Annotated in this window: 18 protein-coding genes; 10 read left to right on the forward strand and 8 right to left on the reverse strand. The window is 64.9% G+C overall.

The genetic code is table 11. The annotated features are described in order from the left end of the window. Positions 1-7: 7 nt before the first annotated feature. From AADZ90_RS05790 to AADZ90_RS05805, 4 genes are read right to left on the reverse strand one after another with little or no spacing between them, the layout of a single operon-like run. On the reverse strand, positions 8-511 hold the full coding sequence (locus AADZ90_RS05790; protein WP_367308691.1) for an SRPBCC domain-containing protein: 504 nt from the start codon (positions 509-511) through the stop codon (positions 8-10). Beyond that, on the reverse strand, positions 504-989 hold the full coding sequence (locus AADZ90_RS05795) for an SRPBCC family protein (RefSeq protein ID WP_367308690.1): 486 nt from the start codon (positions 987-989) through the stop codon (positions 504-506). Before AADZ90_RS05795 ends, AADZ90_RS05790 begins: the two co-directional genes overlap by 8 nt. Before the next feature lie 31 nt (positions 990-1,020). Beyond that, entirely contained in the window at positions 1,021-1,488 is a 468-nt protein-coding gene (locus AADZ90_RS05800; protein ID WP_367308689.1) for an SRPBCC domain-containing protein, read from the reverse strand. Next, positions 1,478-1,822, reverse strand: a complete 345-nt coding sequence (locus AADZ90_RS05805; RefSeq protein ID WP_367308688.1) for an ArsR/SmtB family transcription factor — start codon at positions 1,820-1,822, stop codon at positions 1,478-1,480. Before AADZ90_RS05805 ends, AADZ90_RS05800 begins: the two co-directional genes overlap by 11 nt. A 186-nt stretch (positions 1,823-2,008) precedes the next feature. Between AADZ90_RS05805 and AADZ90_RS05810 the strand changes: the two genes are divergently transcribed. From AADZ90_RS05810 to dnaE, 3 genes are all read left to right on the forward strand, one after another. Beyond that, a complete protein-coding gene (locus AADZ90_RS05810; protein WP_367308687.1) occupies positions 2,009-2,449 on the forward strand; it encodes a hypothetical protein in 441 nt (146 codons plus the stop codon). A gap of 40 nt (positions 2,450-2,489) precedes the next feature. Beyond that, on the forward strand, positions 2,490-3,035 hold the full coding sequence (locus AADZ90_RS05815; RefSeq protein WP_367308686.1) for a GNAT family N-acetyltransferase: 546 nt from the start codon (positions 2,490-2,492) through the stop codon (positions 3,033-3,035). A 333-nt stretch (positions 3,036-3,368) separates the two neighbouring features. After that, on the forward strand, positions 3,369-6,866 hold the full coding sequence (dnaE, locus tag AADZ90_RS05820; RefSeq protein WP_367308685.1) for a DNA polymerase III subunit alpha: 3,498 nt from the start codon (positions 3,369-3,371) through the stop codon (positions 6,864-6,866). Between the two features lie 44 nt (positions 6,867-6,910). Here the strand turns inward: dnaE and AADZ90_RS05825 are convergent, their stop codons facing one another. Next, a complete protein-coding gene (locus tag AADZ90_RS05825) occupies positions 6,911-7,441 on the reverse strand; it encodes a hypothetical protein (protein WP_367308684.1) in 531 nt (176 codons plus the stop codon). A 482-nt stretch (positions 7,442-7,923) separates the two neighbouring features. On the opposite strand from AADZ90_RS05825, the gene AADZ90_RS05830 reads away from it, so the two are divergent. Next, complete coding sequence (locus tag AADZ90_RS05830) at positions 7,924-8,589, forward strand: hypothetical protein (protein WP_367308683.1); 666 nt, start codon at positions 7,924-7,926, stop codon at positions 8,587-8,589. 16 nt (positions 8,590-8,605) lie between these two features. Here AADZ90_RS05830 and AADZ90_RS05835 read toward each other — a convergent pair whose 3' ends face one another. Then, positions 8,606-9,523: a LysR substrate-binding domain-containing protein gene (locus AADZ90_RS05835; protein ID WP_367308682.1), complete on the reverse strand. Its 918-nt coding sequence runs from the start codon at positions 9,521-9,523 to the stop codon at positions 8,606-8,608. Positions 9,524-9,664: 141 nt separating this feature from the next. Between AADZ90_RS05835 and AADZ90_RS05840 the strand changes: the two genes are divergently transcribed. Both AADZ90_RS05840 and AADZ90_RS05845 read left to right on the forward strand, forming a co-directional pair. After that, positions 9,665-10,348, forward strand: coding sequence for an isochorismatase family protein (locus tag AADZ90_RS05840; protein ID WP_367308681.1), 684 nt, complete (start codon positions 9,665-9,667; stop codon positions 10,346-10,348). A gap of 75 nt (positions 10,349-10,423) precedes the next feature. Beyond that, positions 10,424-11,200 carry a hypothetical protein gene (locus AADZ90_RS05845; RefSeq protein ID WP_367308680.1) on the forward strand — a complete coding sequence of 259 codons (777 nt, stop codon included), beginning with the start codon at positions 10,424-10,426 and terminating at the stop codon, positions 11,198-11,200. Between the two features lie 576 nt (positions 11,201-11,776). Here the strand turns inward: AADZ90_RS05845 and AADZ90_RS05850 are convergent. Continuing rightward, on the reverse strand, positions 11,777-11,983 hold the full coding sequence (locus AADZ90_RS05850; RefSeq protein WP_367308679.1) for a SlyX family protein: 207 nt from the start codon (positions 11,981-11,983) through the stop codon (positions 11,777-11,779). Positions 11,984-12,020: 37 nt separating this feature from the next. Further along, entirely contained in the window at positions 12,021-12,806 is a 786-nt protein-coding gene (locus tag AADZ90_RS05855; RefSeq protein ID WP_367308678.1) for a phenylalanine 4-monooxygenase, read from the reverse strand. Positions 12,807-12,915: 109 nt separating this feature from the next. On the opposite strand from AADZ90_RS05855, the gene AADZ90_RS05860 reads away from it, so the two are divergent. The 4 genes from AADZ90_RS05860 to hisS all read left to right on the forward strand — a co-directional run bounded on the left by AADZ90_RS05860 (position 12,916) and on the right by hisS (position 16,537). Further along, complete coding sequence (locus AADZ90_RS05860) at positions 12,916-13,374, forward strand: Lrp/AsnC family transcriptional regulator (protein WP_367308677.1); 459 nt, start codon at positions 12,916-12,918, stop codon at positions 13,372-13,374. Between the two features lie 88 nt (positions 13,375-13,462). After that, positions 13,463-14,137, forward strand: a complete 675-nt coding sequence (locus AADZ90_RS05865; protein ID WP_367308676.1) for a hypothetical protein — start codon at positions 13,463-13,465, stop codon at positions 14,135-14,137. 114 nt (positions 14,138-14,251) lie between these two features. Next, positions 14,252-14,932 (forward strand): hypothetical protein, encoded by a 681-nt coding sequence (locus tag AADZ90_RS05870; protein WP_367308675.1) that lies wholly within the window; start codon positions 14,252-14,254, stop codon positions 14,930-14,932. A gap of 63 nt (positions 14,933-14,995) precedes the next feature. Further along, positions 14,996-16,537, forward strand: a complete 1,542-nt coding sequence (gene hisS / locus AADZ90_RS05875; RefSeq protein ID WP_367308674.1) for a histidine--tRNA ligase — start codon at positions 14,996-14,998, stop codon at positions 16,535-16,537.

Here is a 16,537-nt window from a genome sequence, read left to right on the forward strand (position 1 = left end):
CCAAGCCTCAAAGCCCGCGCGCCACCTCTTCCAACTGTGCCGCCGCCGTCCCCCAGCCGGTCGTAAAGCCCATCGCCTCGTGCGCTTGCGCGTCCTCCGGCGCCAGATGCCGCACGATCACCTCATAGGCGCAGCCGCCCTCGATGGCCCGCATCCGCACATCGGCCGAAAAGACGAACGCCCCCGGCTCCGGCGGCGGCACCGGCCGGAACCCGGGCGCCAGTGCCGAGGTCCAGACAAGCCGCCGGGCAGGCTGGGCCACCAGAACGCAGCCCGTGCCTTCCATCTCCCCCTGATCGGGGATCCGCATCACCGTCGTGAACGCCCCACCGGGCGCCGCGACCATCTCGGCCCGCACCGTCTCGACCGGTTTCGGCGTAAACCAGCGGCAGATCAGCTCCGGCTCCGTCCAGCACCGCCAGACCGCCTCCGGCGGCACCGCCATCTGCCGCTCCAGTCGCAGATCCCGCTCCGGATCGAACGGCACCGCCGCCGGGTCATCGTCACGCATCCTGAACTTCCTCCGCCAGGGCCGAGGCCAAAGCGCCCAACAGCCACTCCCAGCCGCCCTTGCGCCGCTCAATCCCATCCGAACCGTCAAAGAAAGCGCCCTGCTCGGTCAGCCGCAGCAGCGTCCCGCCACCCGACTCCTCGAATTCCACGCTCATCAGCGACGCGGAATGCACGCGCCCGTCCATCGCCATCGTGTAGGCGTAGACGATCCGCTCGCCGTCCACGATGTCGAGATAGACCGTCTCGTTCGCATGCTCTCCCGCCATCGTCACGTCGGTCGCCGCCATCTTCCAGCGCCCGTGCTCCCGTCCGCCAACCCGGAAATCGAGCGCATAGTCCAGTGTCTCCCAACCCGGCCCCTCGTGATCCACGAACCACCGCCGCTTCAGCGCCGGATCCGTCCAGGCTGCAAAGACGTGGCCAGGACAGGCGCGGATGCTCCGTTCGATCGTGAAACTCTGATGCTCAACCGCCATGTTGGCCTCCTTCCATGATCCAAGGAAAGTCTCAGCCCGCCGGCGCGAGCAATTCCGGCAACAGCCGCTCCAACCTGGCCAGAGCACTCGTCCAACCGCTCTCATGATCCCCGATCCCGTCCGGCCCGACGAAGGAAGAGACGGCGACATCGACCTTCAGCCGCGTGCCATCCCCGTCCGCCACGAGGTCATAGGCCACGAGGCTGACGGTCATGTACTCCTCCTCGACCCGGACGCTCTCGGTGAACGCCGCGACCTCTGGAGAGGACAGCCGGAACCACACCGTATCCACGATATACATCGGGTTGTCCTGCGGCCCGCAGCGATGCCGGTCCCGCCCGCCCGGGCGCACGTCGCTCTCCTCGACGATCAGCACGTCCTCGTCACTCGGTGCCCCCCAGGCCGCCCGCGCCTCGCTCTCGATCAGAAGCCGCCACAGCACCTCCGGCGCCACCGCAAAGCGCCGCTCCAGAGAAAACGTCCCGAAATCAACCGCCATCATCCGTCCTTTCCGATAGCTCCGCGACGACCGCCTCAAGCCGGTCAAGCCGCCGCTCCCACATCCGCCGCTGATCCCGCAGCCAGCCTTCCGCCGCCGAGAGCGCCGCCGCCTCCAGATGCACCACTCGCACGCGCCCCGCCTTTTCCGACCGGACAAGCCCCGACGCCTCCAGCACCTTCAGATGCCGCAGGAAGGTGGGCAGCGCGATGTCATGGGGCGCATGCAGCTCCTTCACCGCCGCCGGCCCCTCCACGAGCCGGGCAACAACAGCCCGCCGCGTCGGATCCGCCATCGCGCCAAAGAGCGCGTCGAGAGACGATTCGTTAGCCATATGGCTAACTATCATGCTGCTGCGCCAAAAGCTAGCCATATCGCTAACCATCGCTGTGGGCCGCGCGCCACATCCTTTAACCGAGTTTAACGCAAGCCTAGCCCGGCCTGCGCGCCACAAGCTACGCTCCCCGCGTTTCAAACCGTAAATTCGTTTCCCACCAAACCCTTACCCAAGGACCACCCCATGACCCGCCCTATCCCCGCGGCGCTCACCGCGCTTCTCCTCCTCGCCGCCTGCGCGCCGCTGGTCGTCGACGGCATCGATTTCGGCACCAACAGCAGCCGATTCGCCAACGACGGCGAATGTGACGACCCGCGCTTCACCGGCGCCGGCATGGCCGATCAACTGAGAAGCTCGAACATCAAGTCCGATTCCACCGACTGCGCCACCCTCTATCAGGCCGAGCAGATCCGCCCCGCCCGCAGCCGTGCCCAATGGGACCGGGCGCAGTGCCGCCGGATCGAATACGGCGACGACAGCTCCCCCTATGCCCGCGATGGGGATTGCGACGACCCGCGCTTCACCGGTCCCGGCACGTTTTCCCTGATGCTCGCCAGTGACCGTGGCAAAGACGCCACCGATTGCCGCGCGCTCTGCAATTCCGGCGCGGTCTGGCTCAAGTAACCACCTTGAACCGGATCGCTTTCCGGGCGATCCGGTCTCCATGCCCCCCTTCGACCCGCCTCCAACCCTCGACGGTCCGACCTTCCGCCTGGCACCTCTCCGGGCCGGGGACATTCCCGCGCTCACCGAAGCCGTGAGCGACCCCGTCACCTGGGCCGGGCATCCCGCGACGGACCGGTACAAACCCGAAATCTTCACCCCCTACGCCGAAAAGCTCCTCGCCGCAGGGGGCACGCTCACCCTCACCGACCGCGCGCAGGACCGGATCACCGGCTGCTCCCGCTACTACCCCGTCCCGGGCGAGGAGGATGGGATCGGCATCGGCTTCACCTTCCTCCACCACAGCTACTGGGGCACCGGCGCCAACCGCGAGGTCAAGCGCCTCATGCTCGACCACGCCTTCGCCCACGTCCCAGAGGTCTGGTTCCACATCGCGCCCACCAACATCCGCTCGCAGAAAGCGACCGCCAAACTCGGCGCCCGCTTCGTCCGGGAAGAACCTCTCGGATTTCTCGGCGCTCCACCCGTCGCGACCTTCAGCTACCGGCTGACCCGAGCAACATGGACCCGCCAAACCTCCTCCTGATCCGACCGCGGAACCTGACATCCCTCGCGCCGATCACGCCCGAGCTTGAGCCCACCCCCTTTGGGCTTTCGCCGTTAACCTTAATCCCCGAATCCCACGTCCCCAATCGGACGGAACCGCCCCACAAGACGCACTTTCCCATGGCGCTCCCGCCTACCACCTCAGCCATTAACCTTGACGCCTCGCCCGCAAGAAACCCCGCCCCCTCAGGCGCCGTGCCTCTTCATCTGGCCTCAAATACTCCCGCCGGAGGCACCCTTACCCACAAGAAAATGCACCCTCCGCCATTTTCCCCCCTACATCTGCCACGCAGCCCCCGCTAACCTCGCCGACATGAGCGCCCCCCGATTCATCCACCTCCGTTGCCACACCGAATACTCGCTCCTGGAAGGGGCCGTGCCGGTCAAAGCCCTCCCCGGGCTCGCGGCGAAGCATCAAATGCCCGCCGTCGCCGTCACCGACACCAACAACATGTTCTGCGCGCTCGAATTCTCCGAAGGCGCCAAGAAGGCCGGAATCCAGCCCATCCTCGGCTGCCAGATCGATCTGCAGTACCTCGACCCCGAACCGGGCAAGCGCCCCGAGCCCCCCGCCCCCATCGTCCTCCTCGCCCAGTCCGAGGAGGGCTATGAGAACCTGATGGCGCTCAACTCCTGCGCCTATCTCGACGCCGCAGGCGAGCTCCCGCAAGTCACCGTGGACGAACTCGCCCAACACGGTGCCGGCCTCATCGCGCTCACCGGCGGCCTAACCGGCCCGATTGGCAAACTCCTTGCCGCGGGCCAAAGGCCCAGGGCCGAGGCGCTCCTCACCCGCCTCGCCGCCATCTACCCGACCCGCCTCTATGTCGAACTCCAGCGCCACCCCAGCGAGGAGCGCCCGCAAGGGAGCGACGAGCGGCTGGTCGAACGCGGTCATGTCGAAATGGCCTACGCGATGGGCCTCCCGCTCGTCGCCACCAACGACGTCCACTTCCCCAAACCGGACCTCTACGAGGCGCATGATGCGCTCCTCTGCATCGCCGACGGCGCCTATGTCGACCAGAACGACCCCCGCCGCCGCCTCACCCCGGAGCATTACTTCAAAAGTCAGGAGGAGATGGCCGCCCTCTTCGCCGACCTCCCCGAAGCGCTCGAAAACACCGTCGAGATCGCGAAACGCTGCGCCTTCAAGGCAACCACCCGCGATCCGATCCTCCCCAAATTCGCTGACGACGAGGTCGAGGAACTGCGCCGTCAGGCGCAGGACGGCCTCAAGGCCCGCCTCGCCGTCATCCCCCACGCCGCGCCCGTGGAAGATTACGAAAAGCGCCTCGACTTCGAACTCAAGATCATCGAGGGCATGGGCTTTCCCGGCTATTTCCTGATCGTCGCCGACTTCATCAAATGGGCCAAGGAAAAGGACATCCCCGTCGGTCCCGGCCGCGGCTCCGGCGCGGGCTCGCTCGTCGCCTATGCGCTCACGATCACCGACCTCGATCCCCTCCGCTACTCCCTCCTCTTCGAACGCTTCCTCAACCCCGAGCGGATCTCGATGCCCGACTTCGACATCGACTTCTGCATGGACCGGCGGGAAGAGGTCATCCGCTACGTACAGGAGAAATACGGCCGCGACCGGGTCGGCCAGATCATCACCTTCGGCGCGCTGCTCTCCAAGGCTGCCGTCCGCGACGTGGGCCGCGTCCTGCAGATGCCCTACGGCCAGGTCGACCGCCTGTCGAAGATGATCCCGGTCGAAGGCGTCAAACCCGTCTCCATCGAAAAGGCGCTGGCCGACGAACCCCGCCTGCGCGAGGAAGCCAAGAACGAAGAGGTCGTGGACCGCCTCCTCACCTACGCCCAGCAGCTCGAAGGGCTGCTGCGCAACGCCTCCACCCACGCCGCGGGCGTCGTTATCGGCGACCGTCCCCTCGACAAGCTGGTGCCGCTCTATCAGGACCCGCGCTCCGACATGCCCGCGACCCAGTTCAACATGAAATGGGTCGAACAGGCGGGCCTCGTCAAGTTCGACTTCCTCGGCCTCAAGACGCTGACCGTCATCCAGAACGCCGTCGACCTCATCACGGCGACCCGGCCGATCCACACGGCCGCGGACGGCACCGACCTCTACGACCCCGCTCCTGGCACCGAAAACGATATCGGCGCGATCCCCCTCGACGACGCGGCCAGCTACAAGCTCTACGCCGCCGCCAAGACGGTCGCCGTCTTCCAGGTGGAAAGCTCGGGCATGATGGATGCGCTCCGCCGCATGAAGCCCGACTGCATCGAAGACATCATCGCCCTCGTCGCGCTCTACCGCCCCGGCCCGATGGAAAACATCCCGAAATTCTGCGAGGTCAAGAATGGCCTGACCGACCGCGAAAGCATCCATCCCCTGATCGACCCGATCCTCGACGAAACCCAAGGGATCATCGTCTACCAGGAACAGGTGATGGAGATCGCCCGGAAAATGGCGGGCTACTCGCTGGGCGGCGCCGACATGCTGCGCCGCGCCATGGGTAAGAAGATCCAGGCGGCGATGGATGCCGAACGCCCGAAGTTCCTCGCCGGGTCGAAGGAAAACGGCGTCAATGAGAAGAAAGCGCTCGAGGTCTGGAACCTCCTCGACAAGTTCGCCAATTACGGCTTCAACAAATCCCACGCCGCCGCCTACGCCGTGGTCAGCTACCAGACCGCCTGGCTCAAGGCGAACCACCCCGTGGAGTTCATGGCCGGCGTCATGAACTGCGACATCCACCTGACCGACAAGCTCGCCGTCTACTTCCAGGAGGTGAAGAAGGGCCTCGGCCTCCCCTGGCAGCCGCCCTGCGTCAACCGGTCAGAGGCGACCTTCACCGTTCGCGACGGCACGCTCCTCTACGCCCTCGGCGCGCTCAAGAATGTCGGCGTCGAGGCAATGAAGCTCATCACCGAAGGTCGCGCGAACAAACCCTTCGTCAATATCTACGACCTCGCCCGCCGCGTCGACCTCAAGCGCGTCGGCAAGCGCCCGCTCGAGATGCTGGCGAGGGCAGGGGCCTTCGACCAGCTCGACCCCAACCGCCGTCGTATCTTCGACAGCCTCGACGCGCTCACCGCCTATTCCGCGGCGATCCACGACCAGCGCGGCTCAAACCAGACCTCGCTTTTCGGCGAGGCGGGCGACGACCTGCCCGAACCGCGCCTCTCCCCGGTGCAGGACTGGCTGCCCGCCGAACGCCTGTCCGAGGAGTTTCAGGCGGTGGGCTTCTACCTCTCCGGCCACCCGCTCGATGATTACATGGCGCCGCTCAAGCGCAAGCAGGTCCTTACCCTCGACGAGGTCACCAAGCGCGTCGAACAGGGCCCCGCCATCGTCAAGATGGCCGGCACCGTCGCCGGCCGGCAGGAGCGCAAGTCGGCCCGCGGCAACCGCTTCGCCTTCGTCCAGCTCTCCGATCCGACGGGCCAATACGAGGTCACGCTCTTCTCCGACACGCTCGAGGCCGCCCGCGACTACCTCGAAACCGGCGCCCAGGTCGTCCTACAGGTCGAGGCAACGATGGAGGCCGACCAGCTCAAGCTCCTCGGCCGCTCCGCCGCGCCCATCGACCTCGCTGTGGCCGAGGCAGGCTCGACCGGCCTCAAGGTCTTCATCGACAACCCCGACGCCGTCCCCACCATCGCGAATGTCCTCGAAGACGCCGCCAAGACGGTCCTCCGCGCGGGCAAGGGCCCGGTCATCCTCGTCCTGATGGACGACACCCTGCCCGGAGAGGTCGAAATAGAAACCGGCCGCGACTATCCCGTCACCCCCCAAATAAAGGGTGCGGTGAAGTCTCTCCCGGGCGTGGTGGCTGTCGAGGATGCCTGACGGCACGCCGTCTGGTTTCGAACCCGTCCGCCACTTTGCCGTCCCTAGGGAAAGTCCCGTCCCAGAAAGAGCGCTGCAACGGCCGCCTCGATATGCCTCTGCCCAAATCCGTTGAAGATGCCGCGCAAAGCCCGCCCCTCCCGGTCCCGCGCGTCGAACATGAACGGCGCGGAACAGGGCTTCTGGACGACGATCAGCGTGTCCAGATCTAGGCGCGGCGGCAGCGGCCAATGCGATTGCGAACCCAACGTCTCATAGGTCCAAAGCGCGACGACCACCGGGATCTCTTGATCAAGGTTCTCCGGCAGCCCGAATGTGGAGTTGAACCAAAGAAACACGATCCTGTCCTCCGCCCTACCGTGGAAAACCCTGTCGACCGCAAAGCCGATCCTTGCATGTTGTCCGAGCGAATGGTCCCCCCGGACGATCTCATAGGTTTCGACACTCCCCTCCACGACCAGATCGGCACTCAGAACATCGCGAAAGTCCTGCCGCTGCCACATGATGCAGGCGCTCAAATCCGTGGCCTGAATTGACAGCACCAACGCAAGAAGGACCGCGGCAAATCGGGTCATGACGGTTCCATCCGTCCGCTCTGCGCTCATATCCAAAATCAGGCCCTACCGATCGGACCGCTGTTCGATCAGCTCCCCGGAGCATCCCCGATTTCGGCCACGGGAGAAACAGTCTCACATACTGAATACCGATCACCAGGGTACGTCGCCCACGGCACCCAACCCACACGAACCACCCAAACCACGGACCGGACGCGCCCGCCGCTCCGCCATCAGACGTCCCCAGCATGATTAACCTCAACACCCGTTAACCTTAACGCCTCCCCCCGGAGCAAAGCCCTCTCCTTCATCTGGCCCCAAATACTCCCGCCGGAGGCTGAGGACCGTCCCGGAAAAGCTCCAATGGAGCTTTTCAGGTCCGAAGGGTCTGAGACCTCCGCTGCGCGAACCATCCCAACCGACCGGACAGAACAGCACCCGCCATCCTGCCGCCCCATTCCCTCCCGATCACTGGATCTGAACCTCAAGCGACAGGCCCCCGGATGCGCAAAGCGCTGAAACCTCTCCTTCTGTCACTCCTCCTTCTCGGTCTCGCCGTCACAGCCTGGCTGATTCTGACCGACCCACAAATCGTCTCCCGGATCACCGCGCTCCTTTCCGAAAACGAGATCGCACAACGGATCGCGATCGAAATTGTCCTTCCGTTCGGCGGCGTCCTTCTCCTCAGCGCGCTTGCCATCCGGTTGGCCGGACGCGGCCGGGACCGGACTGAACAGATCCTGGCCGGACAGAGGGTTCTCTTCCTCAAACCCGGGGCCTTCTGGCTCGGCCTCACCGCCTGCCTCGCTTTGTCCTCTGCGTTCGGCTGGGCGGCGACCCGGCTGGCCGATCTCTGGGGGGGCGCCCTGACAGGTGGCCTTGCGCTCTTCTTTCTCAAGAATGCCCTGTGGTTTCTCCGCGCGCGAGTTGCCTACGATGCCCATTCGCTGTCCGTCACCCACTGGACGCTTGCCCAGAGAGAATATCGCTGGACGCATCTCAAGGCGATCGAGCGCGCGACAGAAACGATGGAGTATCACCTCACCTTCGCTCCGGGCGGGCGGGCCAAGATCAGCCAGTTCTTCTCTGATCTCGACCCGCTTCTCGCAACGGCCCGGGCTCAGATCGATCGCAACTGCGCAGCGCAAGACAACGCTCTGCTCCGATAAGACCCAACGACCCAGCTCAGGGGGTGCCCGACCCGACCTCTTCGTCCAACCGCTGCGGGACCTCCTCGGCGGCGTAGTCGACGAAGGCCCGGACCGCCGGCCGCATCAGCCGTCTTGACGTGAAGGCCAGATTTACCGGGGCCCGGCGCACCCACCAGCCGGGCAAGACACGCCTCAGCCGCCCGTCAGCCACCGCCTCCCGTGCCACGATCTCCGGCAGGACAACCACCAGATCGCTGTCAAGCGCCGCCTCCTGCAAAAGCCAGGGGTTCATCGCGACAAGCCTGGGCGCGACCGGAATGTCGCGCTCGTGTCCTGTCGCCGAGGTCAGAACCAGCGACGGCGCCTGCCCGAACCCGGGATGCAACAGACCGATCGGCAGACCCCCAAGCTGATCGGCATCCTCCGGCGCCGGATGCGCCGCAGAGCGATAGAGATACGCAAAGACCACCCCCAGCGGCTTGATGATGATCTCGTCATCCTCCGGCGGCCCGATGCGGATCGCGACATCGACGCACTCCTCCACCAGATCCACATGGCGGTCGCACAGATCGACGCTGAACGCACACTCCGGATAGCGCCGCAGAAACCCCGTCATGATCGGCCCCAGGCTCGCCTGCCCGAAGATCACCGGCGTGCTGATCGTGATCAGCCCCGCCGGCCTTTCGCGCAGATTGTCGATCGACAGATCCGCCGCCTCCGCCTGGGTCAGCATCTCGGTCGCGTGCCCGGCCGCGACGATCCCGGCCTCGGTGATCCGTACCGACCGCGAGGTCCGGTCGAACAGCCGCAACCCCGCCCGTTCCTCCATCTTGGCGATCCGCCGGCTCACCGTCGTCGTCGGCAGGCGCAACGCGCGGGCCGCCCCGTTGAAACTGCCCCGGTTCCGCAGCTCCGTCAGGATACGCGCATCGATGAGGTCGCCGATGATCATCCCGTTTCTGCCAACGCGGCAGCCCAGATTTGTGCAATTGTTTCAAGGCCTTCTTGGGCCATGTCGCGTTCTGTCGGTGCCATCGGACAGATCTGCCCGCTTGGCTCCGGCGTTTCAAGCCGTCCAAAGGAGATTAGAAATATGTCGCTCCCCAGTTCCGATCTCACCCCCGACAATTGCGTGTTTCTGATGATCGACCATCAGGTCGGGCTGATGCAGTTCCTGACCTCGATCGATCCCTTGCAACTCAAGAACAACATCCTCGGCCACGCCCGCACGGCCAAGGCGTTCGATATCCCCGTCCTTATGGGCACCAGCTGGCCCACCGGCCCGAACGGCCCCACCATGCCCGAGCTGAAGGCGATCTTCCCCGAGGTCGACGTGATCGACCGGCCCTTCGTCAATTTCTGGAAGGACGAGGCATCGCGCAAGGCGGTCGAGGCGACGGGCCGCAAAAAGCTGGTCATCTCCGGGTTGGCGACAGAGGTCTGCGCGGCGTTCCCCGCAATCTCCGCGCTCCGCGACGGGTACGAGACCTACGTCGTCATCGATGCCTGCGCCGATTTCAACCCGCTGATCACCGACGTGACCATGCAGCGTCTGTCGGCCGCCGGGGTGATCGTCACAACCTGGGTCGCCGTCCTGGCCGAGCTTGCCTCGAACACCCAGGTCAACGGCAAGCATATCGGCCAGCTGCTGAGCGACCATATGGGCCAGTACTACGCCGCGATGAACAACTTCCTCGGCGTGGCCAGCACCGCGGAAGAGGTCAAAGCGGGGGTCGGCCTGACAGGAACGCCTCCGATCCCGGCCGTCCTGAAATAGCTCCCGCAGAAGACAGGCGGGGCCGGCGCAAAGCCGGCCCTTCCCCTCCGGGTCCGGATCCGTATGCATAGAGTTATGGCAAAACTCCGCCCCAAGACCCGCGGCCCCGACGGCCACACCCCCGAGGACAGCCCCTTCCATCCGCTGATCGAAGAGGGCTACCGCGTCTTCAAACGCCCGGTCCCCGCCGGAACCGGCGTCTGCGAGTGCTGCATGGACCCGCAGATCGAAGCGGACTTCTTCAACCACGGCCAGCAGGGCCTCCCGTTCCACTACCTCCGCGACTGGTACTTCGCCGCCGCCGACATCCCGCTCGCCAAAGACATCTGGGCCTTCCTCCTCCCTCGCATCCTCGACGCGCTCGCGGCCGGTGAAGAGGTCTCTTCCGTCGGCAACGAGGTCGCCCTGAACCGTTTCCCCACAGGCAATCCGGAGAACTGGACGTCCGGGGAATGGACCGTCCTCGACCGCTTCCAGCGCCTCACCCTCGACCAGCACCGCCCGGGGGGCGCCTATTACCTCGATGATATCCTCTGCATGTTCGGCATCGCGGGATGGCGCGTCCCCGACCTCTTCCAGCAGGTCCATGCCTGGCCGATCGACCGCCTCGTCACCCAGCTCTGGCACGATTGGTGCGATGCAAAACAGCCCGGCATCTGGATCGATGCCTTCTGGCCCGACGATGCGCCGTCCTACCCGTTCTACACCGCGCCCGACCTGCACGATCGCATCCACTCTTTCGCCTTGGCGGACACCACCGACCCATTCCTGGCCGAAAAGGCGATTGAGGTCGCCCACGTCATCGAAACCGCCCCGAAATCCCCCGGGACCTCAATCGGTCCGCCGCCCTAGGCGATCCAAGACCCCGCTGACTGTCGCGCGCAATAAAGAGCTGCACCAGTCCAGACGTCCCCACCCGGTGCCACCGCTCCCAGCGCGCCGACACCGCCACTAACCCTAAAACCCATCAACCTTAACGCCCCATTCCCGGAACAAAGCCCCCCCTTCATCTGGCCCAAAATACTCCCGCCGGAGGCTGAGGACCGTAGGTCCGAACGATCGAAGACCTCCCCCACGCGAACCTTTCCCAACCTCTCCACACCAGGAGACCCACCTGCCTGCCGCGTCCCGCTCCCCGCAGGGGCGTCCGCGCGCATCGCGCGGATCTCCCCAGATCTCCAACTCAACACTGAATCTGATCAAGAGGTGATTGTCTCGAAATGGAAAACAATCCCGTTGCGCGTCTCTCCCCGGTACGGTGGGTTAACCGCCCGAACCTGGTTCGAACCTCCGACGTGATGCCGACCAAACGCCGACGGGATGCCGCAGCCCGAATTCGCGGCTCCAGCCAGCATTAACGGGTGAGTCGCATTGCGCGGCGCCAATCGTCCCGCCGCACCGCTCAGAAACGGTTAAGACCTGCGGCACTCACCAATGCGGCGGCCGCTCATCTCCCACGACCACGCCGCCTTCGGCACCGGCCTCGGCCTCCGCCTGCCTGCGCATCAGATACTCGACCCGCGCCGTCAGCCGCGCGATCTCCGCATCTTGCTTTGCCACGACCGCCGACATCTCGTCGACGCTCCGCAAAAGCTCGGCCAGGGTCTCCTCGATGGCGGTCAGACGATCATCCATCCCTCCGCTCTAAGCGGTCCGGGCCGCCCCGCCAAGGTCAGGCGGCTTCGTCGAACCGCGCGGGCAGATCCCCCAGCCGCTTCGCCTCTGCGATCAGCGCCGCGAAATCCGCGTCGAGGCAGGCCCGCAGCTCCGCGAAGTCCTTGATTTTAAAGTAAACCGGCTGAACGATGTCGATCCGGTAGGGCGTTCGCAAGACCGTCATCAGATCGAAAGGCAGGATCTCCGCCGCTCCGCCGCAGGCATGTTTCGCTTCGGCGGGCGACGACACGATCCCCGCCCCATAGGCCCGCAGCCCATCCTGCGTCTCCATCATCCCGAACTCGACCGTGAACCAGAACAGCCGAAACAGGTGCCAGCGGTAAGACTTGTCCAGCGCCACCGCCTTCTTCCCGAACCCTTCGATAAAGGCCGCATAATCTGGATCGGTCAGCAGCGGGCAATGGCCGAACACCTCGTGAAACAGATCCGGTTCCTCAATGTAATCAAGATGTTCCCGCCGCCGCAGGAACGTCGCCACCGGAAACCGCCGGCGGCTCAGCAGCTCGAAGAACTGCGAGGGCGGGATGATCGCCGGCACCCCCTCGACCCCGGCCCCCGAAAGCTCTCTCAGCCGCGCATCCACCGCCTTGATCTGCGGCACCTCCTCCGCGTTCAACCCCAACACCTTGACCCGCGCCAGAAATTCCGGCGCCGCCTTGCCGTCAAGCGCCGTCATCTGCCGCTCGAACAGCGTCTTCCAGACCGCCCGATCCGCGTCATCGTAGGTGTAAACGCCGTTCGCATCCGCCTCTTTCGAGGCATACCCGCTCGTCTTCGACATCATTCGTCCTCCTTTAGAAAGACTCTCGCAGATCCCCTGGGAGAAAGCGGTTCAAAATGCCTCGCGAGAACCGTTTGAAGGAAACAACCATTTCGCATACCCTCGAAAGATGAAACTGAGTGATCTCGAACGGCGTATCCTGCGAGAACTCCAACGCGACGCCAGCCGCCCCGTCGGCGAACTCGCCGAGGCCGTTGGCGCCGCCCAAAGCACCGTCTGGCGCCGCATCGCCGAGCTCGACAAGGCCGGGCTGATCACCGCCCGCGTCGCTCTCCTCGACCCCCGCAAGGCGGGTGTGCCGCTTTGTGTCTTCGCAACGGTGAAGCTGGCCGATCACAGCGAGGCCTCGCTCGATGGGTTCGGCCGCGTCATCCGAACCTCTCCCGAGATTCTTGAGGCACACGCCATCACCGGAACGGGAGACTACCTGCTCAAGATCCGCTGCAAAGATGTCGAGGCATATCAGGACTTTATGTCCCGCAGCCTCCTCGCTGCGCCCTTCGTTCGGTCGGTCACATCGTCGCTGTCGCTCAAGGAACTCAAGTCGACGACCGAGCTGCCGATCTAGAAAAGGTCGATTTGTAGCTATTAACCAGCCTCATTGCGGTCACACTCTGGCGCCAATCTCGTTCAGCACCAGCGAAGTACGAGTCCCCATGGATCAGCAGATTTTCCTTGCCGTCGTGGTGTCTGCCTGTGTTGTCGGAATTGCCCGCATCTTCGGGCGCATGAGAGGCGCCAGCGGGTCACCAACACGCAGGGCAGGGGGCACGCATCTGACGCCACCCGCCGCCGTTCTGTCCCGCCCGCGCCGCGCCAGACCCAACGGAAAAGGCGATCTGAGCCATATCCGCAACCTCGACAACCTGATCGAATGGCTGGCCGAGGATCGCGATCAGGCGCTCTGGCACGACGTCGTCACCAGCCTCAATTACGAACTTCCTTCGACGTTCGGCGCCGTCGCCTGGATCCTCAAACAGCCCGATTGCCAGAACGCCGTCGCCGCCGCGGCGATGGAGATGCTGGGCTACGACTATTACTGCGGCCTCGCCCGCGATCCCGGCATCGAAGACCCGGCCTATGGCCTGATCCGCACCATCGCCGAACGCGACGCCAACGAAGGCTTTCCAACGCACAAGCTCGCCGATGCGCCGACCTTCAACCGTGCAGGCCTCCTCAATGCCTGCCTCGAGGCCAACATGCAGCTACGGGCCGTGGGCGTCGAACCCATTGTCTGCGCGCCGGTCTCGACGCTCACGGTTTCCCCCAAGGGCCGCCGCCCCGCGATGAACACGCTTCTCGACGAGGATACGTTTCTCGGCTGGGCCTGATCGGGCAGGGGTGAGCTTTCCGGCCGGATCGGCTATGGCGATCCCGTTTGTTTCTGTGCCGAGTCGGTCCGGTCGTCCTTCCTGTCCCAGAGCGGAGCCCCGCGCGACGCGATCATGCAAGATGTCATCCTGATCCTCGTCCTCGGCGCAGGCGTCTATTTCGGCTACATGCGGATGCTGCGCCGCACCCATCGTATCGAACAGGCCCAGGAAGAATTCGAGCGGATGCACGAGGAGCTGGTCGAAAAGGTCGCCCGGATGGGTGATCTCGCGACCTACCCAAACCCCGCCGCCGATGCCCGCCTGCGGTTCGTTCAGGGCCTCGACGGGCTGACCGACTGGCTGGCGATCCAGCGCGATCCCGGCCTCTGGCGGGCCGTCGTGACCGGGCTCGATTACGGCCGCCGGGAGGCGACCGACGCCATCGCCTGGATCCTCCAGCAGCCCGATTGCGAAAACGCGGTGGCCACCGCCGCGATGCAAATGCTGCGCTATGACGTCTATTGCGGCATGGATACCGAACCTGGCCCGCAGGACCGGGCCTTCCCGCTTGTCCGCATCATCGCCGAGCGGAACGCGACCACCGGCTTCGATTCCGAAAAGCTCTCCGACCCGCCCGATTTCGAACGCGCCGCGCTTCTGACCGCCTGCCGCGCCGGCAATGCCCAGCTCAAGGCGGCGGGATCGGTGCCCATCATTCTCGCACCGCTCGCCACGCTTCTGGTCAAGCCCATCGGCCCGAAGCCGACGACGCCCTACATCGTCGGCGAGATCGGGATCTACGAACGCCGCTAGCGGCGCCTGTTGCCCCGGGCCAAGCGCCGCGCTAGAGGGCGTCCCGCGAAGGAGACGGCGCCAATGGCCAAGCAAAAGAAGACCCCCCGCCCCCGCGCCGCCAACCCGCGCGGCTTTCAGGACTATTTCGGGGCCGAGGTCACGGCCCGCTCCGAAATGCTGCGCACCATCGCCGAGGTCTATCACCGCTACGGCTTCGACGTGCTGGAAAGCCCCGCCATCGAGACGGTCGAGGCGCTGGGCTCCTTCCTCCCAGACGTCGACCGCCCCAACGCGGGCATCTTCGCCTTCCAGGAACCGGGAGAGGACGATGGCGACTGGCTGGCCCTCCGCTACGACCTGACGGCCCCGCTCGCCCGCGTCTACGCCCAGCACCGCAATGACCTGCCAACCCCCTATCGCCGCTACGCGATGGGCCCCGTCTGGCGCAACGAGAAGCCCGGCCCAGGCCGGTTTCGCCAGTTCTATCAATGCGATGCGGATACGGTTGGCACGGCCTCGATGGCTGCGGATGCCGAGATCTGCGCCATGCTCGCCGACACGTTCGAGGCGCTGGGCCTCGGCGGTCAATACGTGATCCGCATCAACAACCGCAAAGTTCTCAACGGGTTAATCGAGCTTACTTTCGGTGCCGCGGGTTCGACGAGGTCGTCAGAAGGTGAAGAGTCTTTGGATTCTAAACTCGATCAAATCTGGGACGAAGGGGTCACGGATGCAGTTCTTCGAACAATCGATAAGTTCGATAAAGTCGGTGAGAAGGGTGTTCGTGAGCTATTAGGTCCCGGCCGCCTCGATGACTCCGGCGCGTTCATTGATGGTTGGAACCGCACAGACGAGGAAATCGACCGGATTCTTGGCTTTATGCTTGCCCGAGGGGCTAGCAACGAGGAGACGCTCTCAAATCTGAGAAAGCTAATTTCAGAATCCGCCACTGGTCTGGAAGGTGTAGACGAACTCGAGCAGATCGCTGAACTACTCGAAACCCAAGGCTACGGTCCCGATCGCATTCTGATTGATCCATCTACCGTCCGCGGCCTCGGCTACTACACCGGCCCCGTCTACGAGGCCGAACTCACCTTCGAGATCACCGATGACAAGGGCCGCCCCCGCCAGTTCGGTTCCGTCGCGGGCGGCGGGCGCTACGACGACCTCGTCAAGCGCTTCACCGGCCAGTCCGTCCCCGCCACGGGCATCTCCATTGGCGTCGACCGCCTCCTCGCCGCGCTCTACGCGACGAACCGCGTCAGCGCCTCGGCTCAGGGCCCCGTCGTCGTCACCGTCATGGACCGCGCCCGCATGGCCGACTACCAGAGCATGGTCGCCGACCTCCGCAACGCCGGGATCCGGGCAGAGCTCTACCTCGGCAACCCCAAGAACTTCGGCAACCAGCTCAAGTACGCCGACAAGCGCCAAAGCCCCGCCGCCATCATCCAGGGCAGCGACGAGGCCGAGCGCGGCGTTGTCCAGATCAAGGACCTTATCCTCGGAGCCCAGTTGTCAGAGACGGCGAGCCACGAAGAGTGGAAGGAAAACCCCTCGCAAATCGAGGTCCCCCGCGACCAACTCGTCCCAGAGATCCGCAAGATCCTCGACCGGCACGGCTAG

Origin of the sequence: Aestuariibius violaceus (assembly GCF_040779325.2) — a bacterium.
Taxonomy (GTDB): Bacteria; Pseudomonadota; Alphaproteobacteria; order Rhodobacterales; family Rhodobacteraceae; genus Aestuariibius; species Aestuariibius violaceus.